At 65.1% G+C, this 22738-nt stretch carries 23 protein-coding genes; 19 read left to right on the forward strand and 4 right to left on the reverse strand.

Translation table 11 applies throughout. The annotated features are described in order from the left end of the window. Positions 1 to 7: 7 nt before the first annotated feature. The 12 genes from EI545_RS20965 (at position 8) to EI545_RS21020 (ending at position 12490) form a co-directional block, all read left to right on the forward strand. Positions 8 to 490 carry an MSMEG_0572/Sll0783 family nitrogen starvation response protein gene (locus tag EI545_RS20965; RefSeq protein ID WP_125327905.1) on the forward strand — a complete coding sequence of 161 codons (483 nt, stop codon included), beginning with the start codon at positions 8 to 10 and terminating at the stop codon, positions 488 to 490. A 54-nt stretch (positions 491 to 544) separates the two neighbouring features. Beyond that, positions 545 to 1516 carry a Nit6803 family nitrilase gene (locus EI545_RS20970; protein ID WP_125327906.1) on the forward strand — a complete coding sequence of 324 codons (972 nt, stop codon included), beginning with the start codon at positions 545 to 547 and terminating at the stop codon, positions 1514 to 1516. Further along, the gene (locus tag EI545_RS20975) at positions 1509 to 2612 is read left to right on the forward strand and encodes an MSMEG_0568 family radical SAM protein (protein WP_125327907.1); all 1104 of its coding nucleotides are present in this window, start codon (positions 1509 to 1511) and stop codon (positions 2610 to 2612) included. Before EI545_RS20970 ends, EI545_RS20975 begins: the two co-directional genes overlap by 8 nt. Further along, positions 2609 to 3163, forward strand: a complete 555-nt coding sequence (locus EI545_RS20980; RefSeq protein WP_125327908.1) for an MSMEG_0567/Sll0786 family nitrogen starvation N-acetyltransferase — start codon at positions 2609 to 2611, stop codon at positions 3161 to 3163. Before EI545_RS20975 ends, EI545_RS20980 begins: the two co-directional genes overlap by 4 nt. Then, positions 3160 to 4146 (forward strand): sll0787 family AIR synthase-like protein, encoded by a 987-nt coding sequence (locus EI545_RS20985; RefSeq protein ID WP_125327909.1) that lies wholly within the window; start codon positions 3160 to 3162, stop codon positions 4144 to 4146. Before EI545_RS20980 ends, EI545_RS20985 begins: the two co-directional genes overlap by 4 nt. After that, positions 4139 to 4420 carry an MSMEG_0570 family nitrogen starvation response protein gene (locus EI545_RS20990; protein ID WP_125327910.1) on the forward strand — a complete coding sequence of 94 codons (282 nt, stop codon included), beginning with the start codon at positions 4139 to 4141 and terminating at the stop codon, positions 4418 to 4420. The genes EI545_RS20985 and EI545_RS20990 overlap by 8 nt, the downstream gene beginning before the upstream one ends. Positions 4421 to 4425: 5 nt before the next feature. Further along, positions 4426 to 5700: an MSMEG_0569 family flavin-dependent oxidoreductase gene (locus EI545_RS20995; protein ID WP_425471660.1), complete on the forward strand. Its 1275-nt coding sequence runs from the start codon at positions 4426 to 4428 to the stop codon at positions 5698 to 5700. Then, a complete protein-coding gene (locus tag EI545_RS21000) occupies positions 5697 to 6500 on the forward strand; it encodes a Pnap_2097 family protein (RefSeq protein ID WP_125327912.1) in 804 nt (267 codons plus the stop codon). The genes EI545_RS20995 and EI545_RS21000 overlap by 4 nt, the downstream gene beginning before the upstream one ends. 70 nt (positions 6501 to 6570) lie before the next feature. Continuing rightward, a complete protein-coding gene (locus tag EI545_RS21005) occupies positions 6571 to 6933 on the forward strand; it encodes a DUF983 domain-containing protein (RefSeq protein ID WP_245990453.1) in 363 nt (120 codons plus the stop codon). A gap of 336 nt (positions 6934 to 7269) precedes the next feature. Next, on the forward strand, positions 7270 to 8460 hold the full coding sequence (locus EI545_RS21010) for an efflux RND transporter periplasmic adaptor subunit (RefSeq protein WP_125327913.1): 1191 nt from the start codon (positions 7270 to 7272) through the stop codon (positions 8458 to 8460). Next, on the forward strand, positions 8457 to 11600 hold the full coding sequence (locus EI545_RS21015) for an efflux RND transporter permease subunit (protein WP_125327914.1): 3144 nt from the start codon (positions 8457 to 8459) through the stop codon (positions 11598 to 11600). The genes EI545_RS21010 and EI545_RS21015 overlap by 4 nt, the downstream gene beginning before the upstream one ends. A gap of 221 nt (positions 11601 to 11821) precedes the next feature. Continuing rightward, positions 11822 to 12490: a TetR/AcrR family transcriptional regulator gene (locus tag EI545_RS21020; RefSeq protein WP_125327915.1), complete on the forward strand. Its 669-nt coding sequence runs from the start codon at positions 11822 to 11824 to the stop codon at positions 12488 to 12490. A gap of 13 nt (positions 12491 to 12503) precedes the next feature. Here the strand turns inward: EI545_RS21020 and EI545_RS21025 are convergent, their stop codons facing one another. Continuing rightward, positions 12504 to 13184: a hypothetical protein gene (locus tag EI545_RS21025; RefSeq protein ID WP_125327916.1), complete on the reverse strand. Its 681-nt coding sequence runs from the start codon at positions 13182 to 13184 to the stop codon at positions 12504 to 12506. A gap of 474 nt (positions 13185 to 13658) precedes the next feature. Between EI545_RS21025 and EI545_RS21030 the strand changes: the two genes are divergently transcribed. After that, the gene (locus EI545_RS21030; RefSeq protein ID WP_125327917.1) at positions 13659 to 14951 is read left to right on the forward strand and encodes an AAA family ATPase; all 1293 of its coding nucleotides are present in this window, start codon (positions 13659 to 13661) and stop codon (positions 14949 to 14951) included. An 11-nt stretch (positions 14952 to 14962) separates the two neighbouring features. Beyond that, positions 14963 to 16066, forward strand: a complete 1104-nt coding sequence (locus EI545_RS21035; RefSeq protein WP_125327918.1) for a ParB/RepB/Spo0J family partition protein — start codon at positions 14963 to 14965, stop codon at positions 16064 to 16066. A 29-nt stretch (positions 16067 to 16095) separates the two neighbouring features. Here the strand turns inward: EI545_RS21035 and EI545_RS21040 are convergent, their stop codons facing one another. Both EI545_RS21040 and EI545_RS21045 read right to left on the reverse strand, forming a co-directional pair. Further along, a complete protein-coding gene (locus tag EI545_RS21040; protein ID WP_125327919.1) occupies positions 16096 to 17259 on the reverse strand; it encodes an ATP-binding protein in 1164 nt (387 codons plus the stop codon). 169 nt (positions 17260 to 17428) lie between these two features. Then, on the reverse strand, positions 17429 to 18472 hold the full coding sequence (locus EI545_RS21045; RefSeq protein ID WP_125327920.1) for a tyrosine-type recombinase/integrase: 1044 nt from the start codon (positions 18470 to 18472) through the stop codon (positions 17429 to 17431). A gap of 69 nt (positions 18473 to 18541) precedes the next feature. Between EI545_RS21045 and EI545_RS21050 the strand changes: the two genes are divergently transcribed. Together EI545_RS21050 and EI545_RS21055 are read left to right on the forward strand one after the other, a co-directional pair. Next, positions 18542 to 18784, forward strand: a complete 243-nt coding sequence (locus EI545_RS21050; RefSeq protein WP_125327921.1) for a type II toxin-antitoxin system Phd/YefM family antitoxin — start codon at positions 18542 to 18544, stop codon at positions 18782 to 18784. Further along, positions 18784 to 19185: a type II toxin-antitoxin system VapC family toxin gene (locus EI545_RS21055; RefSeq protein WP_125327922.1), complete on the forward strand. Its 402-nt coding sequence runs from the start codon at positions 18784 to 18786 to the stop codon at positions 19183 to 19185. The genes EI545_RS21050 and EI545_RS21055 overlap by 1 nt, the downstream gene beginning before the upstream one ends. A 233-nt stretch (positions 19186 to 19418) precedes the next feature. Here EI545_RS21055 and EI545_RS21060 read toward each other — a convergent pair whose 3' ends face one another. Then, positions 19419 to 20345, reverse strand: a complete 927-nt coding sequence (locus tag EI545_RS21060) for a LysR family transcriptional regulator (RefSeq protein WP_125327923.1) — start codon at positions 20343 to 20345, stop codon at positions 19419 to 19421. A gap of 150 nt (positions 20346 to 20495) precedes the next feature. Between EI545_RS21060 and EI545_RS21065 the strand changes: the two genes are divergently transcribed. The 3 genes from EI545_RS21065 to EI545_RS21075 all read left to right on the forward strand — a co-directional run bounded on the left by EI545_RS21065 (position 20496) and on the right by EI545_RS21075 (position 22690). Continuing rightward, the gene (locus EI545_RS21065) at positions 20496 to 21455 is read left to right on the forward strand and encodes an MBL fold metallo-hydrolase (protein WP_125327924.1); all 960 of its coding nucleotides are present in this window, start codon (positions 20496 to 20498) and stop codon (positions 21453 to 21455) included. A gap of 135 nt (positions 21456 to 21590) precedes the next feature. After that, positions 21591 to 22055, forward strand: a complete 465-nt coding sequence (locus EI545_RS21070) for a nuclear transport factor 2 family protein (RefSeq protein WP_125327925.1) — start codon at positions 21591 to 21593, stop codon at positions 22053 to 22055. Between the two features lie 17 nt (positions 22056 to 22072). Continuing rightward, the gene (locus EI545_RS21075; RefSeq protein WP_125327926.1) at positions 22073 to 22690 is read left to right on the forward strand and encodes a pyridoxamine 5'-phosphate oxidase family protein; all 618 of its coding nucleotides are present in this window, start codon (positions 22073 to 22075) and stop codon (positions 22688 to 22690) included. The last annotated feature ends 48 nt before the right edge of the window (positions 22691 to 22738 follow it).

A 22738-nucleotide genomic window follows, 5' to 3' on the forward strand; every position in this document is an offset into this window, starting at 1 on the left:
GAGGCAGATGCCAGCAGTCACCAAGGAAGCCCACAAGCCCGGCGATTACTTCGTCGATTACGAAAGCAAGGTGTTCGAAGACGTCAAGGCCGCGCCGGGGGAAAAGGCGCTGGTCACTTTCCATACCATGGCGTTCGAAGGCTCGATCGGGCTGGTCAACATCCTGAACGCAATCCGTCTGAACAAGAAGGGCTATGAAACCTCGATCCTGCTTTATGGCCCCGGGGTCCTGCTTGGCGTGCAGCGCGGGTTCCCGAAGATTGGCGACGAGGCGTTTCCGGGCCATCAGAACTTCAACAAGAACCTCGAACGGTTCATGGCCGAGGGCGGCAAGGTCTATGCCTGCCGGTTCGCGCTGCAGGCGCTGTACGGCTCGGGCGAACCCGCACTGATCCCCGGCATCACGCCGATCATGCCGCAGGACGTGCTGGACTGCATCCTGCTGCACAAGAAGGCCAACGCCGTGATCATCGACACCTGGACGGTCTGAACCCGCCCGGCCCGCCGGACAAGGCGGGCCGTTCCCTGCCCTAAGGAGAATGCCATGCCCCCCAAGCCGGTCATCCGCGCCGCTGCCGTACAGATCGCGCCAGACCTGACCTCGCGCGCGGGCACCATGGAGAAGGTGCTGAACGCGATTGCCGATGCGGCGGACAAAGGGGCAGAGTTTGTCGTCTTTCCCGAAACCTTTGTGCCGTACTACCCCTACTTCAGCTTTGTGCTGCCGCCTGTGCAACAGGGGCCGGAGCATCTGCGGCTGTACGAAGAAGCGGTCGTCGTGCCATCGGCCGAGACCCGCGCGGTTGCCGAAGCCGCCCGCAAGCGCGGCATGGTGGTGGTGCTTGGCGTGAACGAGCGCGACCATGGGTCGCTTTACAACACGCAGCTGATCTTTGATGCGGACGGGTCCTTGGTCCTGAAGCGGCGCAAGATCACGCCGACCTATCACGAACGGATGGTCTGGGGCCAAGGCGATGGCGCCGGGCTGAAGGTGGTAGAGACCGCCGTAGGCCGTGTCGGGGCGCTTGCCTGTTGGGAGCATTACAATCCGCTGGCCCGTTATGCGCTGATGGCGCAGCACGAAGAAATTCATGCCTCGCACTTTCCGGGCAGCCTTGTCGGGCCAATCTTCGGCGAGCAGATCGAAGTGACGATGCGTCATCACGCCCTGGAGGCGGGGTGTTTTGTCGTCAACGCGACGGGTTGGCTGTCGGAAGAGCAGATCGCCTCGATCCACCCTGACCCCAAGCTGCAAAAGGGCCTGCGTGACGGCTGCATGACCTGCATCATCACGCCGGAAGGTCGCCATGCGGTGCCGCCTCTGACCAGCGGCGAGGGCATCCTGATCGCCGATCTGGACATGCGGCTGATCACCAAGCGCAAGCGGATGATGGACAGCGTCGGGCATTACGCCCGGCCCGAACTGTTGCGGTTGCTGCATGACACGCGCCCAGCCGTTCCGCGTGAGGAGTGGGCCAACGAACCTATGGACATCGAGGAGCCAAGTGATGCTTGACGCGGATCTCATCAACGAGCTGCAGACCCGGGGCGCGCGCCTTGTGGACCCGTCAGCCGGGCATGAAAGCCGCAGGGGCGGTGCCGGGCCCTCCGACCACAAGGCGGTGACGCTGGCCGGGCAGACGGTGATGGTGCCAGTGCATACCGCACCCGCCTTCCAAAGCCCCTATGTCATCGACGCGCCGGACGGCACGCAAGGCGAAGCGCGGGTCGTGCGGGATGGGGTAGAGGTCGGGCGCATCCGCTTTCCCGACCGCCCCCGGTTCTATGATCTGACCACGGCAGACGGCATCCCCTATTCCAAGATCGCCGTCCTGCATGGCCGGGACGTGCTGGCGACGACGGTCCTGCAAACCTGCATCCGCTATGAAAGCCGCAAGAAGACCTGTCAGTTCTGCTCGATCGGGCAGAGCCTTGCCGCGGGGCGGACCATTGCCCACAAGACTCCGGCGCAACTGGCCGAAGTCGCCAAAGCGGCGGTCGAGTTGGATGGTGTCAAGCACATGGTGCTGACCACCGGAACCCCGAAAGGTTCAGACCGCGGCGCGCAGGTGCTGGCAGACAGCGCGCGGGCGATCAAGGCGGCGGTGAACCTGCCGATCCAGGCACAGTGCGAACCGCCAGAGGATGACATCTGGCACCAGCGCATGTTTGACGCTGGCGTCGACACCTTGGGCATGCATCTGGAAGCGGTCACGCCAGAGGTGCGGGCGCGCATCATGCCGGGCAAGGCGTCGGTCCCGCTGGAGAAGTACTTCAGCAGCTTTGAAGCGGCGGTAAAGGTGTTCGGTCGCGGGCAAGTCTCCACGTACATTCTTGCCGGGCTTGGCGATACCGCCGAGGCCATTCTGGACATGTCGGCGCGGCTGGTGGCGATGGGTGTCTACCCCTTTGTCGTGCCCTTCGTGCCGATCTCGGGCACCCCGCTGGAAAGCCACCCGGCCCCCACAGCCGGCTTCATGGCCTCGATCCTGAAGCCGCTGTCGCAGATGACGGTCGATGGCCGGATGCAGGCCAGCGACATCAAGGCGGGCTGCGGCAAATGCGGGGCCTGCTCGGCCCTGTCCACCTATGAAAAGTTGAGGGTGGCATGACACATCTGACGCCACAGTCCGAATTTCTGCAAAGCTACCGGATCTGCGCCGCGGCAGAGCCGTGGATGCAGGCGGGTGCCGCAGCCTTGCGGGAACGGGTGTTCGTGCAGGAGCAAGGCCTGTTTGCGGGGCATGACCGCGACGCGATTGACGATATGGCCCTGCCCCTTGTCGCCATTGCCGAGGATGCGGCAGGCGGGCCCCGGGTGGCGGGGACGGTGCGGATCCATGAGCCGACGCCCGGCATCTGGTGGGGCTCGCGGCTGGCCGTGGCGCCCGAGTGGCGCCGGGTCGGCAAGCTGGGGTCGGAACTGATCCGGCTTGCAGTCGGCACAGCGCGCGCGCGCGGCGCGGTGGAGTTTCACGCCCTTGTGCAGGAGCAGAACGTCGTGCTTTTCCGGCGCCTGCACTGGGCGGTGGAGGCCAAGGTAGATCTGCACGGCCGCCCGCATGCGCATATGCTGGCAAGTCTGGCGCACTATGCCCCGATCAAGGATCCGGTTGCCGGCTGGCAGCTCAAGGCCCCCGGCCCGGTCGAGCGCACCCCATGACTGTCGCCACCATTGCCAGCGAACTGGCCGCGCATCCGTCGATCCTGGGAAAGCTGGATATCTCCGGCGCAACCCGTGCCCTGGGTCTGACCGGCGCGAGCGTGGGCCAGCCCGGCGATGACGCCGCCGCCCTGCCCCGGCCCGAGGGCGGCTGGGACCTGTTCGCCGCCGAGGCGTTCATTCCGGCGTTTGTGGCGGATGATCCGTGGTTCGCCGGCTGGTGCGGGGTGATGGTGAACCTGTCAGACATTGCAGCCATGGGCGGGAGGGCCGTCGCGATCACCGATATGCTCTGGGCCCCCGATGCCGCTGCGGCGGCCCCGGTGCTGGAGGGGATGCTTGCCGCATCACAGGCCTATGGCGTGCCGATAGTCGGTGGCCACACCAACCTGCGCGCGCCCGCGCTGAACCTCTCGGTCGCGGTGACGGGTCGGGCGCAGGCGCTGATTTCCAGCTTTGCCGCAAGGCCGGGTGATCTGCTGATCGCGGCGATTGATCTGCGTGGCGCGTGGCGGCCCCGGTTTGACAACTGGTTTGCCGCCGCAGATGCGCCTGCCGCCCGGTTGCGCGGTGATCTTGCCTTGCTGGCCGAACTGGCCGAGGCCGGACTGGTCCGGGCGGGCAAGGACATCAGTCAGGGCGGGATTGCCGGGACAAGCCTGATGCTGGGCGAATGTTCCGGCTGCGGGTTCGAGATTGATCTTGACCGGCTGCCGATGCCCCCCGTGACCGATGTGGCGCGCTGGCTGCGGGCCTTTCCCAGCTTTGGCTTCCTGCTGTCGGTAAGCCCGTCGGCCGCGAACGAGGTCTGCGCCCGCTTTGCCGACCGTGGGCTGGCGGCCTCGGTGATCGGCCATGCCACATCCGGGACTGCGATTGATCTGGTGCAGGGCGACGCGCGGGCGACGTTCTGGGACTGGCAGGCGCGTCCCTATCTGGCGCTGGGTCGGGGCCAACCGGTGCAAGAGGCGCATCATGCCTGAGGTGATCTTTCACATCCGCTGGCCGGACGGGGTGGAAGAGCAGTGCTATTCGCCCTCGACCATCATCCACCAGCATCTGAGCGCGGGGCAAAGCTATCCGCTTGATGATTTCGTGGCGCGCGCCCGTGCCGGGCTGATCGAGGCCTCGGACCGGGTGGCGGCCAAATACGGCTTTGCCTGTTCCAGCGCGATGGACCAGTTGGCCCGGATCGAGACCAAGGCCCGCCGCTATACCCAAAATGGCGCGCGCGTCATCTGCCTGTCCCTTCAATGAAAGCCATGCCCATGCGTGTTCATGACACCGCCGTTCCGTACATTCCTGTCGTCATCATCGGCGGCGGGCAGGCCGGTCTTTCCGTCAGCTGGTATCTTACCCGGGACGGGATCGGGCATGTTGTCTTCGAACGATACCGCCGGTTCCAGTCCTGGCGGGAGAACCGTTGGGACAGCTTCTGCCTGGTCACGCCGAACTGGCAATGCCGGTTGCCCGGATTTCCCTATCAGGGTGACGACCCGGACGGGTTCATGCTGCGCGACGAGATCGTGGAATATCTGGACGGGTTCAGCGCCAGCTTTGACCCGCCGCTGCACGAGGGCGTGTCGGTGACGCGGGTGACGCCGCTGGCAGAGGGCGGCTACCGGGTCGAGACCACAGCGGGGGTCTGGACCACGGGGCAAGTGGTCGTGGCGACCGGCGGCTACGATCAGCCCATCGTGCCACCCTATGCCAGCGCCATCGCGCCCGAGGTCATGCAGATGCATTCGGTCGCGTATCGCCGCCCGTCGCAAGTGCCGGAAGGCGGCACGCTTGTCGTGGGCACCGGGCAATCGGGCGTGCAGATCATGGAGGATCTTCACCGTGCAGGGCGCGACGTGCATCTGGCGGTCGGGCCGGCACCGCGCAGCCCACGCAAGTACCGTGGCCGCGATGCGACCGACTGGCTGCATGCCATGGGCCATTACGCGATCACGATCGACAAGCACCCCGACCCGAACAAGGCCCTGACGCAGACCAACCATTACATGTCGGGTCGCGACGGCGGCAAAGAGATCGACCTGCGCAAGTTCGCCCTGGAGGGAGTACATCTCTATGGCTCGCTGGCGGGGGCCAAGGGCACCGCGTTGCAGTTCCTGCCGGATCTGGAAAAGAACCTCGACGATGCCGACCGCAGCTATTGCGGGATCCGCGACCAGATTGACGCCTGGATCGCGACGCAGGGGATCGACGCCCCGGTCGAGCCGCCGTTTCAGAAAGTGTGGCGACCCGAGCAGGAGGTGACGGAAATCGACTGCGCCGCGCTGGGGATTACCTCGGTGATCTGGGCCATCGGGTTCCGGCCGGATTACGCTTGGCTGGAGGCCGACTGCTTTGATGCCCAAGGTCGCCCGGTCTACCGGCGCGGGGTGACGCAGGCTCCGGGCTTGTATTTCATCGGCCTGGGCTGGCTGAACACCTGGGGGTCAGGCCGGTTTCTGGGAATAGACGATGATGCGCGCTATCTGGCGCAGCAGATCGCGGCCAATGCCCAAGTCGGGGCGCAGGCTGCGGAATGAAGCACGAGACCTTTCCGCACGGCGACACCGTCGAGCAGCGTCGCCTTGGCATGGCGGAATGCGGCTGGCATGGGCTGTCAGAGGGCTGGCTTCTGCGCCATCTGGGCGATGTGCACTGGCGGCAGATCGCCGAAGCGATGGGGCAGCGGGCGGCGGTGTTCCACGATGCCACCGGCGCGCCGGTCTATGCCGCCTTCTGTGCGATTTCGGAACGGATTCTGCAGCCCGAACTGGCCCGGCCCGGTGCGGTCCTGACCATCACCTCAGGCCTGCAGCGCCTTTCGGCGACTCGGCTCATCTCGTTCCACCGTCTTGCCATTGATGCCACCGCCTTTGCCGAGGTGATGCTGATCACCGCCTTTGTGCGCCATGGCCACGGCGGCAATGCGCAGATCCGGCGGGCGCAGCCTTGTGGCGTGCTGGACCTTCCCGCGATGGAGCCGGGCGCGGACAACGGCTTTGCCGAAGAAGCGACACGGCTCTATCGCCAGGAGGGCATTCCGGCTCTGGCGCTGGAGGCAGAGGTGACCCCCTGCCCGACGACAGAGTTCAACGCCGCCGGGCTGCTTTACTGCGCGAACTATCCGGCCTTGGTGGACCGGGCAGAGTGGGCGCTATGCCCGGACCTCGCCAGAAACATGCTGACAACGCGCAAGATCGTCTTTCTGGGCAATGTCGACCCCGGAGAACCGGTGCGGGCGCGGCTGTCGCGCGACCCGCTTTGCCCCAATCGACACAGCGCAACGCTTGACTCCCGCGGGCGGGTGATCGCCCGGATCGTCACGGATCGGCTGAGTTGATTGGACGCAGCCATGGCTATTGACTGCATGGATTGATTGCTTACATTCCAATCAATCCTAGGAGGCTGCCGTGCAAGACGATCAACGCCAGAGAAAAGTCGCGATGCGGCATGGGTTGCGGCACCGGTGCCCGAATTGCGGTGAAGGTCGGCTGTTCAGCTCTTACCTGAAGGTTGCCCCCGCCTGCGACGTCTGCGGTCAGAGTTTTACCGCGCAGAAAGCCGATGACGGCCCGGCCTATTTCACGATTCTGCTGATGTGCCATATCGCGGGCTTCATGCTGCATTTCATGATTGTCTACAGCGACTTCGGACCGATGGAGACGGCGCTGTCGATCACGGCCGTGGTTGTGGCCGGCAGCCTGATGCTCCTTCCCCGGATCAAGGGGCTCATGATCGGCTGGCAATGGGCCGACCGGCTGCACGGGTTCTGAAACGCACAAACCTCGCAGGAGGCGGCGGTCGCGGTTCGGATGCTGTACGCCGCAACGCCGACCTCTGCCATGAAGGTGCGGCGTCATTAAATGAATCTTAAAATATCAGAAGGATATGATCGGCGCGCTCACGCAGCGCGGCCGACATGTGTGCTTTTGGTTTCGACAGAGTCCCGATCAACGACGTGCGAAAGTGCGCTCGTCCGGCCGTCAGCCCAGTACCTGAGACGCTGAATCGGAACACCGCGGCGAAACCACGCAAAAAACGCTACCGTTCTCTAATCCATTTACGAAACGATTGCGTATGCTATTCTGCTGTGCGCAGGAGGTGTCTTCATGGCGAACGAAAAACCCGACGACAAGGTCAAGCGGCGCAAGCGCGGTGGCCTGCTCAGGGGTACGGTGAATGTGGCGCTTCTTGGGGCGATTGCTGCTGGGGTGATCCTTGTCGCGCTCGCCATCCACAAGCGGTCGGCGGAAGCGCAAGCCGCACAGCAAAGTGCATTGGTCACCCGCGCCGTGCCGGTCAGCGTCGCACGCCCGGCGGCGGAAAGCGGATACGACCTGACGCGCAGCTTCACCGGTCTGGTTGCGGCGCGAAGGTCGGTCGATCTGGGGTTCGACCAGGCGGGACGGGTCATGGCGGTGCATGCCGACCTTGGAGATCGTGTGGCGCAAGGCGAGGTGGTGGCAGAGCTTGACCGGGACCGCCTTTTGGCCCGGCAGGCCGAACTTACGGCATCGATTGCCGAGGCGCGCGCGGCGCTGGCGCTTGCAGAAGGCGATCTGGGGCGCGCGGTCCGTCTGACCGCCAGTGGTGCCACGGCCGCCGTCACCCGCGATCAGGCACAAAGTGCCCGCGACCGGGCGGCCGCGCGCCTTGCGTCGGCCGAAGCAGCGCTGGCGAATGTTGCAATCGATCTTGATCTTGCGGCCCTTCGCGCGCCCTTCGAGGCCACGGTGGTGGCCCGCCTTGCCGAACCCGGCGCGGTCGTGTCGCCCGGAACCCCCATCCTCCGGCTTCTGGATGCCGTCTCGCTTGAAGTGCAGGTGGGCCTGCCGCTGACCGAGGCGCGTCGGCTGTCGGTTGGCCAGACCGTCATGCTCCGCCTGAGGCAGGCGCAGGTCGCGGGCACGGTAAGAACTGTCGTGCCCGAAATCGCAGGCGGCACGCGCACGGCGACGGTCATTGTGGCACTGCCTCCCGGTGCCGAGGTGACCGAGGGAGAGACCGTCGATCTTGTCATCACCAACCGGGTCGATGCTGAAGGATACTGGGTGCCTACCGCGGCATTGATGCCCGGGGTCAGGGGGCTGTGGGCGCTGCGGACCGTCGTCGTCGATCCGCAAAGCGGGGACGGCACGGTCGCCGATGCGGCTGTCTCTATCCTGCACGCTGCGGACGGTCGGGCGTTCGTGCGCGGGACGCTTGATGCGGACACCCCCGTGATCATCGACGGGGCGCATCGCGTGGCGCCGGGCCAGACCGTCTCCATCCAGCCGACATCGGAAGGAGAAGGCCTGTGATCCGGTCGTTCCTGTTCAATCCCCGCATCCTGTTCCTCGCGGTCGGTTTTCTGACGGTGCTTGGCCTTGGCGCGATTCAGACGCTGCCGCGTCTGGAGGACCCTGTCATCCGGTCGCGCAGCGCCACGATCCTGACGCTTCAGCCCGGCGCCGATGCCGCCCGAGTGGAGGCGCTGGTGACCAAGGTGATCGAGGATGAGGTGCGCACACTGCCACAGGTGGATAGTGTCAGCTCTACCTCAAGCGCGGGCACGTCGCTCATCTCGATCACTCTGCTTGACACCATCACGGACACGGCAGCCGTCTGGTCCCGGGTGCGTGACAAGCTGGCAGATGTGGCGCCGCTCTTGCCGGCCACTGCCGGGACACCCATCCTCGATGACGAAGGCGGCTACGCCTACACCTTGGTCGCAGCCGTACGCTGGACGGCCGAGGGTCCGCCCGACCGGGTGATCCTGCGGCGCTATGCGCTGGAACTCGAAGACCGGTTGCGCGGCGTGCCCGGCACCGAACTGGTGGCGCTGCACGGCACCGGGGCCGAACGGGTGCAGGTGACCGTCGATCCCGCGGCGCTGGCTGCGGCGGGTCTTGGCATCGACGCCGTGGCGGCCGCGCTGGCCAACGCAGACGCACGGTCTGCGGCAGGTGACTTGAACGGCACCGACACGCGGATCATCGTCGAGATTGCAGGAGCCTTCGACAGTATGGACCGGTTACGGTCCGTTCCGGTCGCGGCAGCGGACGGGGGGTTCCTGACGCTTGCCGACCTCGCCACAATCGAGCGCGGGCTGCAAGATCCGCCACCGGAACTGGCATTCATCGACGGCGCCCCAGCCGTCAGCGTCGGCTCGCGGATGCAACCCAACCAGCGTGTTGATCTTTGGGTTCCAAGGGCACTCGCCGTCATCGAGGAGATGCAGGCCGAGGCTCCGCAGGGGCTGGCGATCGACGTGGTGTTCGAGCAGGCGGGCTACACTTCGGCGCGCATCAGCAACGTGGTCAACAGCCTGGTGCAAGGCCTTATCATCGTCGTGGCGGTGCTTTTTGTGACGATGGGGTGGCGGGCGGCGGTGGTCGTCGGCCTTGCCATCCCGATCACTGCGCTGCTGACGCTTGGTCTTTTCCGGTTCACGGGCATCAGCATCCATCAAATGAGCATCACCGGGATGATCGTCGCGCTGGGGCTGATGGTGGACAACGCCATCATCACCACCAACGCGATCCGGGATGGCATCGCCCGCGGCCAAGCAACGGCACAGGCGGTGTTCGTCGCCCTGCGCTCCCTCTGGGCGCCGCTGGCGGCGTCGACGGTCACGACGGTTCTTGCGTTCATGCCCATCGTGCTCTTGCCCGGCCCGGCTGGTGAGTTCGTCGGGCCGCTCGCACTCTCCGTCATCCTTGCGCTTGTATCGTCCTATGCCGTCGCGCTGTACTTCGTCCCGGCGGTCATGCCGCTGATCTATGGCGCACAGGTCCAATCGCAGGGCTGGTGGAACACGGGGATCGCGATTGCGCCCCTGACGAGCGCCTTCCGGGGGCTCATCGGGCTAACCCTGCGTTGGCCCCTGCCGACGGCGGCCTTCGCCTTGGCCTTTCCGGTCATCGGCTTTGTCGCCATGCCGACGGTACCGCAGGTATTCTTCCCGCCGACGGACCGCGACCAGTTCTACATCGAACTCCGAATGCCCCCGGCGACCGGCATCCTTGCCACCGAGGCGGCAGCGCGGGAGTTGGACAAAGCGCTGCGTGCTGACGAGCGTATCCGCCGCACGGCGTGGTACATTGGCGAATCCGCGCCAACACAGTTCTACAACGTCATCAGCAGCGAAAGCGCCAACCCGGCTTTCGCCCAAGGAATCATCGACACTACCTCCGAGGTCGCGACAGAGACGCTGCTCGCCACGCTCCAACCGATCCTCGACCGCGGGTTTCCGGGTGCCGAGATTCTCATCTTCGGCTACGATCTTGGCCCGCCGGTGGCCTCTCCGATCGAAATGCGCATAGTGGGGCCCGAGCTGCCGCAACTGGCCGCGCTTGGGCAAGAGATGGCCGCGATCATGGGCAGCGTGCCGCAGGTCGTGCACGCCCGCGCTCTGGTGACCACAAACCAGCCCAACCTGCGCCTGACCATTGACGAGGCGGCTGTCCGTCTGGCCGGCCTTGACCTGACGTCGGTCGCCGGACAGCTGGACGCGGCGCTTGCCGGGCGTACGGGGGGGTTCCTGCTGGAAGGGACCGAGCAGGTGCCGGTCACCGTCCGCTTTCCCGACCGCTATCGCAGTGACCCTGACCTCCTAGGCACACTGCCGCTGACCGTCTCCACGCGCGAAGGGGCCGCCATCGGCCTGCCGCTTTCGGCTGTCGCGACAAGCGAACTCGTCCCCTCTTACAGCGGTATCCAACGGCTCGACGGAGAGAGGGTGCAGATCGTGCGCGGCTATATCGACGAAGACGCCATCCCAAGCACGGTCCTCGCCCGGTTTCAGGCAGCACTCGATGCGGCTGGCTTCGCCCTGCCGCCGGGCTACCGGCTTGAGGTTGGTGGCGAAGCGGAAACCCGGGGCGACGCGGTGGGGGCGCTGCTCGCCTCGGTCGCCCTGCTTCTTGTCCTGATGGTGACAACGGTGGCGCTTGCATTCAACTCGTTCCGCGCGACGGCCGTCGTGCTGCTCGCCGGAATACAGACGCTCGGAATCGGATTCCTCGCCCTCTGGTTCACCGGCCACGCCTTCGGCTTCCTCATCATCGTGGGGATCATGGGTCTCGTGGGTGTGGCGATCAACGCCACCATCATGATCCTTTCAGAGTTCCGCGAAGACGAAGCCGCCCGGCATGGCGACGCCGCGGCGATGGTGGATATCCTTACCGGCCCGCTTAGCCGCCATATCTGGTCCACGACCATCACGACTGCCGGCGGCTTCGTGCCGCTGATGCTGGTGCCGGGCCAGTTCTGGCCACCCTTCGCGCAGACCTTCGTGGTCGGCCTGCTGCTGGCCACGCTGATTGCGTTCCTGTTCACGCCCTCCGCCTGGCGTCTGGTCGCCCCGCGCGCCCGAAAGGCGACGACGCCCACTCAGTCCCATTCTCCCCGAGAAAACCCCTTGCAACCCGAACCGCCAATGAAGATCGCAGCCGAATGACCTGACGATCGAACGACGCGGACCATTGCCCTGGCCGGCGTGCCAGCCGATTTCCGACAACCTGCGCCTTGGCCCGCGGGCGTTGCGTCCCTGGGACTTTGGCAAAAGGGGCCACTGACCGGGTCAAGCTGCGCGTCCTGTCGCCCTAACCCGATCAAGGGGCCGCACTCCACGGGTCCCGCGTTGCCTTCCCAAGCAACTCCGCCCATGGTGGACAGGTCATGAGCAAGAATGAACCAAACGCAATCGATGCCGTGAAGGCTTCTGCCGGCCGTCCGGGACGTCCTGTCGATCTCCACAAGCGCGATCACATTCTTGATGTCGCCCGCGACTTCTTCTTCGCGCATGGCGTCGAAGGGGTGTCGATTGAGGGCATCGCAAGCGCTTCCGGCGTGTCCAAGGTGACCATCTACAAAGGGTTCGGGGACAAGACGGGGCTGTTCGAGGCCGTCGTCGAACGCGAAGCCGAGGCTATGGAACGGGGTGTGGCCCAGTTGAGCGCCCAGGGTGCAACGCTCACCGAGCAACTTGTCGCCTTCGGAGCCGAACTCCTTGGCTTTCTGGAACGCCCTGAGCTCGCCGCCTTCGACCGGGTTCTGGCACTCGAGGCGCCGCGCCGCCCGGGTCTGGCCGAGCGGTTCTTCAATGCAGGCCCGGGGCGCATTCGTGCAAGCCTTGCACGCTTGATCCGCGAAGCGATGCAGCGGGGCGAGATCGAGGACGCAGATCCATTGGTCGCGGCCGAGGATCTGATCGCACTCTGGCAGGGCTTTGCGACGATCGAACAGAAGTTCCTGGGCTTGGGCGCCAGGTCAAACCCTGATGCAAGGCGCCGCCGCGTGGTCCGGGCAGTGGACCGTTGGCTGCGCGCCTATTCCTGCCAAGATTAACGCCGCAAGACGTTCACGCGACGATCCGAACGTCGCGCACAGTCGGATCAATCCGACGAACCGCGGACAACAGCCTTTCCTTAAGGTTGCTTGCGACGTAGGCGGCGTGAAATTTCGTCGGGGCGGCAAGTGTAAGAGCGTTCGCATCGACACCGGCATCGGCAAGAGCTTGGAACCACGCTCCGTATATCGCGGCATCCTCGGCATGCAGACAGGCCTGTGCGGCGGACCAGAGAGAACCATCACCGTCAGCCACGTGAACCGTGCGAAGGGAAACCACATTTGACACTGCATGCTTTGGCGTCTCAGCTGGCTGGAGACGGCTGACGAAATCGTCGCCGATCAGGGGCCAGGCGGACCGCGTGTCCTCCAGCATCTGGTTCAGGTTCATGCCGTAAACGCTTACTCTGCCGCGCGCACCCTGCCGCTTGAGAACCAGCCAGCCCTGCGCCCGCAGCCGCGCCATTTCACGCTTGACCGTGCGCTCGTCCACCGACCACAGCCGGGCAATCTCCCCCTGCCCCATCGTCAGCTCGTCGCGCTGCCAATTGTACCGCGTGGTGATCAGCGCCATTATCCGCAGGATTTGTCGCTGGATGTGCTTGTCCCTGGACAAGGCGAAGGCCATGAGCGCGGACAGGATATCGTATTTGCGCGACGCGGCCTCGCGCCCGATAGGCCGGGGAAGCTGCATGTCTGTCTCCTGTCCATCGCCATGGTCGCTTTCGCGCTCATGTCTGCCTCGGTCACTCATGGCCCTGGTCGGGCTCTTGGGGGCAAAGACGCTAAGTCAACGCTCTTCCCCGCATGTTGGCCATTTGCGTCCACCAATCCGATTCTGTCAAGCGTGACGTTGGCAGGGGGCCCCTCTACCCCAAATCCATTTCGAAGAAACTGGGTATCACTGGTAAAGGGGGACAACCAGACTGTCCCACAATCCTGAAGTTTTGTCCCCCAATATGCGGTGTCCTGCGTCGGGCTGTCCCCTAAATGCATCCCCTGCCCGCCCGAAGCTGGGTCTTGACCGATTCGGCCCCCCTGCCCTTGCCATCAAGACCGGACCTTCCCCGCGGGGAAGGTCCCTGCCCTATTAACTTCGCTTTTGCATTCCTTGCAAATTCGGCGTATTTCAGGAAACGCCAAGAATTAACGTTGCAGTGAGGCGCACATGTATACGCACGAAGATCTCGCCCGGCTACAGGCCCAGTCCCTGAAGATGCAAAGCTGGATCCGGCAGCAGACCTTCAGTCCCGAGAACCAGAAGACGCTCCGCCGTTTCTCGTCATGGGAGGTGTCAGAGCTGATCTTCAAGATCAACCAGTCCACATTCCGCGGTCGCCTTGCTGCCGAACCGGACCTTCCCGGCGGGGAAGTTGAACCCGATGGCCGTCAGCGCTGGTTCAGCCTGGAAGAGATCAACGCCCTCCGCCGCAAGATGAAGATCAACCGCAAGACCCTGATGCCCCCGCGCCCGGCCGGCAAGCGCGCCTTCCGGGCGGCCATCGCGAACTTCAAGGGCGGCGCCGGCAAGTCGACCGTTGCGCTCCACTTCGCCCATGCCGCCGCGCTGGATGGCTACCGCGTTCTCCTCGTCGACTTCGACCCGCAGGCCACCCTCTCCCACTCCATGGGCCTGAACGACGTGGCCGAGGATTACACCGTCTGGGGCATCATGGCCCGCGACCTGATCCGCGAGACGGACCGGATGAACGCGGCCACCACCGGGGCGGCCAGCGGCACCACCCTGCCCCGCCGCCAGATCCCCGCCTCGATCCGCGACCTCGGCCTGGGTGAGCTGCGCCACAACGACTTCATCAAGACCACCGCCTGGTCCACCATCGACATTGTCCCCTCTTGCGCCAACGCCGCCTTTGTGGAGTTTGCCTCTGCCCAGTACCGGCACCTCAACCCCGAATGGTCCTTCTTCGCCGCCGTCAGCCGCTACCTCGACAGCTTGGGCGACGACGACTATGACCTGATCCTCTTCGACTGCCCGCCTGCCATCGGCTACCAGTCGATGAACGCAGTCTTCGCCGCCGACATGCTCTACATCCCCTCCGGCCCCGGCTATTGGGAGTATGACAGCACCACCAGCTTCATCGGCCAGCTTTCCGAAGCGCTGGAGGACCTCTCTGGTTTCGGGGCAACCTTCCCCGCGGGGAAGATTTCGCTGCCGAAGGCCTTCGCCGACGTCCGCTTCCTGATGACCCGGTATGAGCCTGGCAACGACCTTCACCGCGCGATGTTCGAAGCCTTCCGCAAGGTTTTCGGTCCACATGTCGCCGAAAGCCCGATCGAGATGACGCGCGCCGTCGAACAGTCCGGCCGCTTCCTCTCCTCGGTCTACGAGATCGACTATCGGGAAATGACCCGCGAGACATGGCGCCGCGCCCGCGCCAGCTTTGACAAGGCGTATGAGGAATTCCGCGGCAGCATGCTTGCCGCCTGGGACAAGATCTGAGGGGGTAGCCGATGACCAAGAAGCGCCGCATGTTTGATATCGATCTGCCAGAGGGACCCGCAGCCGAAACCTTCCCCGCGGGGAAGGTTTCCGATCCCCCTGCCCGTCGCGGCCCGATGGCGACGGCCATTGCCGAGACGGCCACGTCAACCCGCGAACGCCATGAGATCGAGGCGCAGATCCGCGCCGAGAATGATGCCTTGGCGCATGAGCATGTCAGGCTCAAACGCCTTGGCCTTGTGGTTGATCTGGTGCCGCTGGACCAGATCGAGATGACCAAGCTTGTCCGCGACCGCAAGAAGGGCCCCGATGCCGAGCTGGCCGAGCTGAAGGCTTCGATCGCCGAGCTGGGCCTTTCCAACCCGATTCGGCTTGAAGCCCGGGCCGATGGTCGGTGCGAGCTGATCCAGGGCTATCGTCGCCTTGCGGCCTACCGCGAGCTGCTGGACGACACGGGCGATGCCGACCGCTTTGGCAAGATCCCGGCTGTGGTCAGTCAGCCTGGCGATGATCTTGAGGCGCTCTACCGCAAGATGGTGGACGAGAACCTGGTGCGGAAGGACATCTCTTTCGCCGAGATGGCGATGCTTGCGCTGGACTATGCCAGCGACCCCGGCACCGCGATCAGCGACCCGGAAAAGGCCGTGGCCGTGCTCTTCAAGTCCGCCGGCTATCAGAAGCGCAGCTACATCCGCACCTTCATGGCTGTGGTCGAACGGCTGGGTGCCGACCTCCTTTACCCGCAGGACATCCCGCGCGCGCTTGGCATCGCTCTGGCCCGCAGGTTCGAGCAGGTGGATGGTCTTGCCGCGCTGATCCGGGCCGAGCTGAAGGGTTGGGACACCCGGTCCGTCACTGACGAGCTGGCCGTCCTGCGGCGCTTTGCGGGCGAAGCGGACGAGGGCGAGGCCCGGGAACAACCGGCCGTGCCACCGCGCCCGGACAAACCGGCAAAGGCCAAGACGAGTTTCCAGTTCGATCGCCAGGACGGCCGTGGCAAATGCGTGGCCGCCGTCGGCAAGCTTGAGATCCAGCTTGACCGCGACTTCACCACCATTGATCGACGGCGGCTGGAACAGGCCGTGCGCCTGATGCTGGACCAGCTGGACGGGTAGGGCAGGGACCTTCCCCGCGGGGAAGGTTTCTAAAGTCCGCGCAGCAGGGCGATGGCCGTTGCCAAGGGCATGGCGCGGGTTTCCTCCCCCGCCGGAACCTCGCGGGTCCCGGCGTAGATCAGGATCTTGCGGCTGGCCTTGATGTCTTCTGACGCGTTGTGAAAGCCGCGGGACAGCTTCGGCGCGGTGGTCCGCTTGATCTCGATCGCCCAGACCTCACCATTCGGCATGCGCAGGATCAGGTCCAGTTCGGCCCCGGCCGAGGTGCGGTAGAAGTAAGGCTCTGTCCCCGCTGGCGCGGCGGCGATCAGCGCCTCCACACAGAACCCTTCCCAGCTGCCGCCGACGACCGGATGGCCAAGCAGGGCCTCCAGCGTGCCAAGCCCAAGCAGCGCATGAACCAGCCCGCTGTCCCGGACATACACCTTCGGCGACTTCACCAGTCGCTTGCCCACGTTTTCGTGCCACGGCATCAGGCGGCGCACCAGCATCAGGTCAACCAGCAGGTCAAGGTAGCGCCCGACCGTCTGGCCCGAAACTCCCAGACCCTCGGCCAAAGCCGCCGCATTCAGAAGCCCGCCCTGCGTATGGGCCAGCATCGTCCAGAACCGGCGCAGCGTGGCTACCGGGATGCGGGGGCCAAGGGCAGGGATATCGCGCTCCAGATAGGTGCGCAGGAAATCCTCGCGCCAGGTCAGGCTGGCCCGGTCGCTGGCGGCCTGGAAACTGTCGGGAAATCCGCCACGAAGCCAAAGGTCGTTCAGGCGGTCGGCCCCGACCTCGTCCACCTGCAGGGGCGGCATCTCGACATAGCGGACCCGGCCCGCCAGAGATTCAGCCGACTGGTTCAGCAGGACGTTCGAGGCCGATCCCAACAAGAGAAACTGCCCCGTGCGGAGCCCCTTGCGCCGCCGGGCGTCGATCTGGCCGCGCAGCGTGGCGAACAGACCGGGCATCTGCTGGACCTCATCCAGAATCACCAACTTGCCAGCCTGTTCGTCAAGGTAAAGGTCCGCCTCGCCCAGCACGGCGCGATCTGCCTCACGCTCCAGGTCAAGGTAGTTCGCCGCCCGCTCCTCCGCGATGGCAAGGGCAAGGGTCGTCTTGCCGACCTGCCGGGGTCCAAGCAGGACGACTGCTGCCTGCTCGTCCAGGGCACGGAGGACAGTCTGGGTGGTCTGGCGCGGGTACATACCTTGCAAATACTCCACCGTATGGAAGGATTGCAAGGAAAACCTCTGTGCGCAGGCGGTGGCTCTACCGGCGGGAAGGGCACGGGGTCGAGATCGCCGGTATCCTGCATGCCTATCAGAAACTGACAGCCTACCTGTCGGACGGTTGACCAGCTACTGAGATAGCCCGTCACTCGCCGAGAAGATCGGTCGCCGGGTTCTCGGTGATCTCGACATCGGCATAGTATTTCTGGGCCTGCACGGCGGATCGGTGCAGGGACAGCTTCATGGCGGCAGCCAAGGGCGCGCCGTCGAGGGCGGCTTGAGTGAGAAACCCGGCGCGCAGGCCATGTGGGGTGGCAAAATTCACCGGCAGCCCGGCAAGAACCAACCGGTGCCGCAGGATCGTGCGAAGGGCATCCGTTGCGAGGCGGCGGGGCAGGGGGCGATCGGATAGAGAGATCGGACGGAACAGCGGGCCATCGGTGATCTTGGTCACCTCCAGCCAATGCACTAGCGCACGGGCGGCCCGGCCCTTCATCGGCAGGCGTGGGGCCTGATCCTTCCTCGTGGTCTTGGTGTCCAACAACGTGATCCAGATCAGACCCTTGGGCGTGAAGTCATCAAGGCCAACGTCCTCGACATTCAGCGCGGTGAGTTCCGACCGCCGTCGCCCACCGCTGGCGAATGCCAGCATCAGCATGGCGCGGTCCCGGATGCCGCGGCGGCTGGCATCGCAGGTGGCAAGCAGTGCCTCAAGAATATCGCGGGTCACCGGTTTGGGCGACTTTGGCACCCGGGGCCGCGCATTGGCGCGCCGGGCCTTTTGCCGGGCCTGCTGGACAAGGGGGGACGAGAAGGGCGAGGCCAGGTTTCGCATCCGGTGGAACGCCTGCCAGCTTGCGATGCGCCGGTCCAGCGTGGCCGGGGCAGGGCAGGTCAGCTCGCGCCGCAACCCGATGGCGATCAGCTCCATCGCTACATCCCGTGCAGCGCCCGGCTTTTCCGTCAGGTCCTGCGCGTGATCAAGGATGAAGCGCAGGGCTACCTTCTCCTCCTCGGGCCAGTCCAGTGGCCGACCGAACGAGGCCATCTTCCAGGCTGCGATATAGGCAAGATCCCGTTCCCAGGCGCGCAGCGTGTTGGCGGGCGTGCCGCGGCGGTACAGATCGGTCAGTGCCGCCTCGTCAGCTTCGGAGAGCTGGGCATAGGCGGGGAGGGCAAGGGTGGTCATGCGGGACCCTTGCAACAGGTCTGGGTTTGCCCCATATAGCTAGACAGATAGCTAGCATGGAGTGACCCGATGTGGACGCTGCAAGATGCGAAAAACCGCTTTTCTTCCGTGGTGGAGGCCGCTCTGGCTGGTCGACCGCAGGAAGTGACCCGGCGCGGCAAGGCGGCGGTGGTCGTGCTGTCGGCTGAGGCATACCACAGGCTTGTCGCTGAAGCGGCCGAGCATCGCGAGAGCTTTGCGGACCATCTTCTGGCCTTTCCGGGGGGCGAGTTTGAACGCTTGTCTGCGCGCCCGCGCGATGCAGCATTCTGATGTATCTGCTGGATACCAACGTGATCTCTGCGGTGCGTCGCCCCGACCGCGCCCCGCAGGTTGCCGCCTGGCTGCGTGGCAAAGCGGAAGGCGATCTGTTTCTGAGCGTCATCACGATTGGAGAGATCGAGCGCGGCATCTGCGCGCAAGACAGGCAGAACCCTGCCTTTGCGGCAGACCTGCGGTCCTGGGTTGATCGGACGGTGCAGGTGTTCTCCGACCGGATCCTGCCGTTCACGGCTGAAGATGCCCGTATCTGGGGACGCCTGAGCCAGGAGATCGGTCATGGTAGCGCGGACCTGATGATCGCCGCTACCGCTCTTGCACGAGGCGCCACGGTGGTGACCGGCAATGTCGACGATTTCCGAGCCACCGGCGTTGCGCTGGAAAATCCGTTCTAAGGGCATTTCACGCTCCATTGTTGCGTCATTCTGCCCATCATTTCCTGTCAAGATCAACACACACGATAAGGCAAACTTATCGTGAGTAATGAGGCAGCTGAAGAAAGCCGTCAGTAGTAGGCAAAAATAGCCCATTTTGCGCATAAAGCCCATTGGACACCAAGAATTTAGGGATCGGTGGACAAGCCGCGGACGTCACTTCAATGCCCTATCCTGCGTCCGACAGCGGTGACCTATTCAGGGTCTGGCTCACCAATCAGCCGCAGGCCGTCCAGATCGCGTTTCAGGCGCGGCGCTGCAAAGTCGATGAAGGCGCGCAGTTTTGGGGCCTGCTGGCGTGACTGCGGATAGACCAGATGCACCGGGGCTGGTGGCGGTGTGACATCGGTCAGCACCGGGACGAGGGTGCCTTGGCGGATCTTCTCTGCCACCATGTAGGACAGGGCGACGCTTATTCCCTCGCCCGCCTCGGCGGCGGCGATGGCCGAGACGGCATCGTTGATCTCCAGCCTTGGCATGAAGGACACGGCCTTGCCGCTGCGCCCGTCAAGATACCGCCATTCGCGGTTTGGCATCAGGCCGGTGAAGGCGATCATGGCGTGGCGCGTCAAATCGGCCGGGACGATCGGCGTACCATGCGCGGCAAGATAGCCCGGACTGGCCACCAGCAGGCGTTGCATCGTCCCAAGCTTGCGCGCAACCAGGGTCGAGTCCGGCAGCGGGGCGACGCGGACTGCGACGTCGATGCCTTCCTCGATCAGGTTGGTGATGCGGTCCAGCAGCAGGACCGACAGGGTGATCTCGGGGTATTCCGCCAGGAACTGCCGCGCGATGGGGGCCAGTAGCGACCGGCCCAGTGTGACCGATGCCGTGATGGTCAGGTGTCCGCGCGGTGTGGTGGTGGCGCCAACCGCCTCGCGCTCGGCCGCGCGGAGGTCGTCCAGAATGCGGCGCGCGTTGTCCAGAAACCGGGTGCCGACCTCGGTGATGGCCAGGCGGCGCGTGGTGCGCTGGAACAGCCGGGCCCCAAGACGATCTTCCAGCGCCGAGATCGCCCGAGTCACGGCGGGGGGCGACAAGCGCAGCCGCTGGCCCGCTTTGGCAAAGCTGCCGGCGTCATGGACGGCGATGAACACCTCGATCTCGTGAAAGCGGTCCATGCCTTCCCTCTCCGTTCGTTTCATCTGGTGGAATAATCAATTCCATACGTCGCGTATTCTTGCAACGCCGCTGCAGGAGCATGGTCCACGTCGAGGTCACGAGGCCCGCAGCCGACGGGGCCGCGCCGCAACCCCTTGAAAGGACATCTTATGGTCAACCTGTCCCGTCGCGGCTTTGGCGCCGCGCTTGCCGCCCTTCCCTTGTCTGCCGCCCTTGCCAGTCACGCCGCGGCTCGCTCCACCGGCCCGCTGGCCCGCCCGCCGGTGGTGGCGCGCTATCAGATCGGCCGGTTCGAGGTGACCGTCATCTCTGACGGCTACATCGACTTTCCCTATGATTTGTTCACCGGGGCTGCGCCTGCGGATGTGAAGGCGGCGGGCGACGCGGTGTTTGCCGCTGGCAAGAACGGGATCCGGGCCAGTTTCTCGACCTATCTCATCAACGATGGCGAGCGGTACATTCTGGTGGACAGCGGGCCAGCGGGAACGGTCAGCCCGACAAGCGGCTATCTGCCCGGCACGCTGGAGGCTTTGGGCGTGGCGGCGAGCAGCATTGACGCGGTGATCCTGAGCCATGCGCATGTCGACCACATTGCCGGGATGGTGGCGGGCGGCGTCAACACCTACCCCAATGCCGAGGTCTACATCGACCGCCGCGATGTCGCCACCTTCACCGACGCCGGCATGCTGGCCCGTGCCCCCGCGATCACCCATTCCAGCTTTGCCGCGACCGAGCAACTTGTCGCTCTGTACCCGCGTCTGCAGCAGATCGACGGCAACCGTGAGATTTCGCGGGGGGTGTCGGTGTTCGACCTGTCGGGTCATACGCCGGGGCAAATCGGGGTCAGGATCGAGGATGGGGGCGAAAGCCTGCTTTTGGTGGCCGACATGCTGTTCCACCCGGCGGCGCATCCGGCGATCCCCGGTTTCGGCATCGTGTTCGAGATGGACAAACCCGCGGCTGATGCCACGCGCGCCCGGTTCTTTGCGGAAGCGGCGGAAGCAAAGTCGCTGATCGCGGCCACCCACATGCCCTTCCCCGGTGTCGGGCGCATTGTCGGCGACGCAGGGGCCCTGCGCTGGCTGCCCGCCGACTGGTCCTATCTCTGACCCCCCCCTGCGACCCAACCCAACCCCCCGGGGCGGAAGGCCACGCCCATTGCAGACCTCTGACACGCCGCGACAGGGTTCGGGCCCCGGCATCGGGGCCTGCCACTTGCCGCCCCCACGCACAGGAAGCCCCCAATGTCCCGCCCCCCCTTGCCCCCCTTCACCGCCGAGACCGCCGCGCAAAAGGCGCGGATGGCCGAAGACGCCTGGAACAGCCGCGACCCCGCACGCGTGGCACTGGCCTATACGCCCGACAGCCAATGGCGCAACCGAGCCGAGTTTCCCCGGGGCCGCGCCGAGATTCAGGCGTTCCTGACCCGCAAATGGATGGCCGAGCAGGACTATCGCCTGATCAAGGAGGTCTGGGCCTTTCACGGCAACCGGATCGCGGTGCGATTTGCCTATGAATGGCGCAATGCTGCGGGGCAGTGGTTCCGCAGCTATGGCAACGAAAACTGGGAGTTTGATGCAGAGGGCCTGATGGCCTTTCGCTACGCCAGCATTAACGACCTGCCCATCGTCGAGGCCGACCGCAAGTTCCACTGGCCACTTGGACGCCGCCCGGACGACCACCCGGGTTTGAGAGCGCTGGGGCTATAGATCCCAAAGGAACCAACATGACACACCGTTTTGCCGACATCGCCTTCACTCCGACCGTCAAGAAGGTGCAGGAGCGCCAGGGCAGCCGCGCGGCCTATTCGCGCAATGAGGGCGTGGCCGAGCCGCTCAACCATCATCTGACCGAGGCCGAGGCGCAGTTCATTGCCGCGCGCGATTCGCTCTACATGGCCAGCGTGGGCGAAACCGGCTGGCCCTATATCCAGCACCGCGGCGGCCCTGCGGGCTTTGTCCGGGTGCTGGACGCGCAGACCATCGGCTTTGCCGACTATCGTGGCAACCGGCAGTACATCAGCGTGGGCAACCTGCTGACCGACGACCGCGTGTCGCTGTTCTTCATGGACTATGCCAACCGCACACGGCTGAAACTGCTGGGCCACGCGCGGGCGGTGGACCCTGAGGACCGTGCGACGCTGGAGCGTCTGGCCGTCCCCGGCTACCGCGCCACGATCGAGCGCGGCATCGTGATCACCGTCGAAGGCTTCGACTGGAACTGTCCGCAGCACATCACCCAACGCTTCACCCTCGACGACGTGCAACGGGCGACCGCGCCGCTGCTGTCGCGGATCGCAGAGCTTGAGGCGCAATTGCAGCACAAAGGGCCATCCGATGCCTGAACAGCACCCCGACCCGAACCTTTACCTCGAATGTCTGGCCGCGATGGC

Origin of the sequence: Tabrizicola piscis, from assembly GCF_003940805.1 — a bacterium.
Classification (GTDB): Bacteria; Pseudomonadota; Alphaproteobacteria; order Rhodobacterales; family Rhodobacteraceae; genus Tabrizicola; species Tabrizicola piscis.

What these genes read in the sequence shown, in the direction of transcription:
- EI545_RS21050 (WP_125327921.1), top strand. Translation starts at nt 18,542, where the DNA reads ATGTGGACGCTGCAAGATGCGAAAAACCGCTTTTCTTCCGTGGTGGAG.
- EI545_RS21010 (WP_125327913.1), top strand. Translation starts at nt 7,270, where the DNA reads ATGGCGAACGAAAAACCCGACGACAAGGTCAAGCGGCGCAAGCGCGGT.
- EI545_RS21045 (WP_125327920.1), bottom strand. Translation starts at nt 18,472, where the DNA reads ATGACCACCCTTGCCCTCCCCGCCTATGCCCAGCTCTCCGAAGCTGAC.
- EI545_RS20980 (WP_125327908.1), top strand. Translation starts at nt 2,609, where the DNA reads ATGACACATCTGACGCCACAGTCCGAATTTCTGCAAAGCTACCGGATC.
- EI545_RS21035 (WP_125327918.1), top strand. Translation starts at nt 14,963, where the DNA reads ATGACCAAGAAGCGCCGCATGTTTGATATCGATCTGCCAGAGGGACCC.
- EI545_RS20975 (WP_125327907.1), top strand. Translation starts at nt 1,509, where the DNA reads ATGCTTGACGCGGATCTCATCAACGAGCTGCAGACCCGGGGCGCGCGC.
- EI545_RS21065 (WP_125327924.1), top strand. Translation starts at nt 20,496, where the DNA reads ATGGTCAACCTGTCCCGTCGCGGCTTTGGCGCCGCGCTTGCCGCCCTT.
- EI545_RS21070 (WP_125327925.1), top strand. Translation starts at nt 21,591, where the DNA reads ATGTCCCGCCCCCCCTTGCCCCCCTTCACCGCCGAGACCGCCGCGCAA.
- EI545_RS20995 (WP_425471660.1), top strand. Translation starts at nt 4,426, where the DNA reads ATGCCCATGCGTGTTCATGACACCGCCGTTCCGTACATTCCTGTCGTC.
- EI545_RS21075 (WP_125327926.1), top strand. Translation starts at nt 22,073, where the DNA reads ATGACACACCGTTTTGCCGACATCGCCTTCACTCCGACCGTCAAGAAG.
- EI545_RS21025 (WP_125327916.1), bottom strand. Translation starts at nt 13,184, where the DNA reads ATGCAGCTTCCCCGGCCTATCGGGCGCGAGGCCGCGTCGCGCAAATAC.
- EI545_RS20985 (WP_125327909.1), top strand. Translation starts at nt 3,160, where the DNA reads ATGACTGTCGCCACCATTGCCAGCGAACTGGCCGCGCATCCGTCGATC.
- EI545_RS21020 (WP_125327915.1), top strand. Translation starts at nt 11,822, where the DNA reads ATGAGCAAGAATGAACCAAACGCAATCGATGCCGTGAAGGCTTCTGCC.
- EI545_RS20990 (WP_125327910.1), top strand. Translation starts at nt 4,139, where the DNA reads ATGCCTGAGGTGATCTTTCACATCCGCTGGCCGGACGGGGTGGAAGAG.
- EI545_RS21030 (WP_125327917.1), top strand. Translation starts at nt 13,659, where the DNA reads ATGTATACGCACGAAGATCTCGCCCGGCTACAGGCCCAGTCCCTGAAG.
- EI545_RS20970 (WP_125327906.1), top strand. Translation starts at nt 545, where the DNA reads ATGCCCCCCAAGCCGGTCATCCGCGCCGCTGCCGTACAGATCGCGCCA.
- EI545_RS20965 (WP_125327905.1), top strand. Translation starts at nt 8, where the DNA reads ATGCCAGCAGTCACCAAGGAAGCCCACAAGCCCGGCGATTACTTCGTC.
- EI545_RS21040 (WP_125327919.1), bottom strand. Translation starts at nt 17,259, where the DNA reads ATGTACCCGCGCCAGACCACCCAGACTGTCCTCCGTGCCCTGGACGAG.
- EI545_RS21000 (WP_125327912.1), top strand. Translation starts at nt 5,697, where the DNA reads ATGAAGCACGAGACCTTTCCGCACGGCGACACCGTCGAGCAGCGTCGC.
- EI545_RS21060 (WP_125327923.1), bottom strand. Translation starts at nt 20,345, where the DNA reads ATGGACCGCTTTCACGAGATCGAGGTGTTCATCGCCGTCCATGACGCC.
- EI545_RS21055 (WP_125327922.1), top strand. Translation starts at nt 18,784, where the DNA reads ATGTATCTGCTGGATACCAACGTGATCTCTGCGGTGCGTCGCCCCGAC.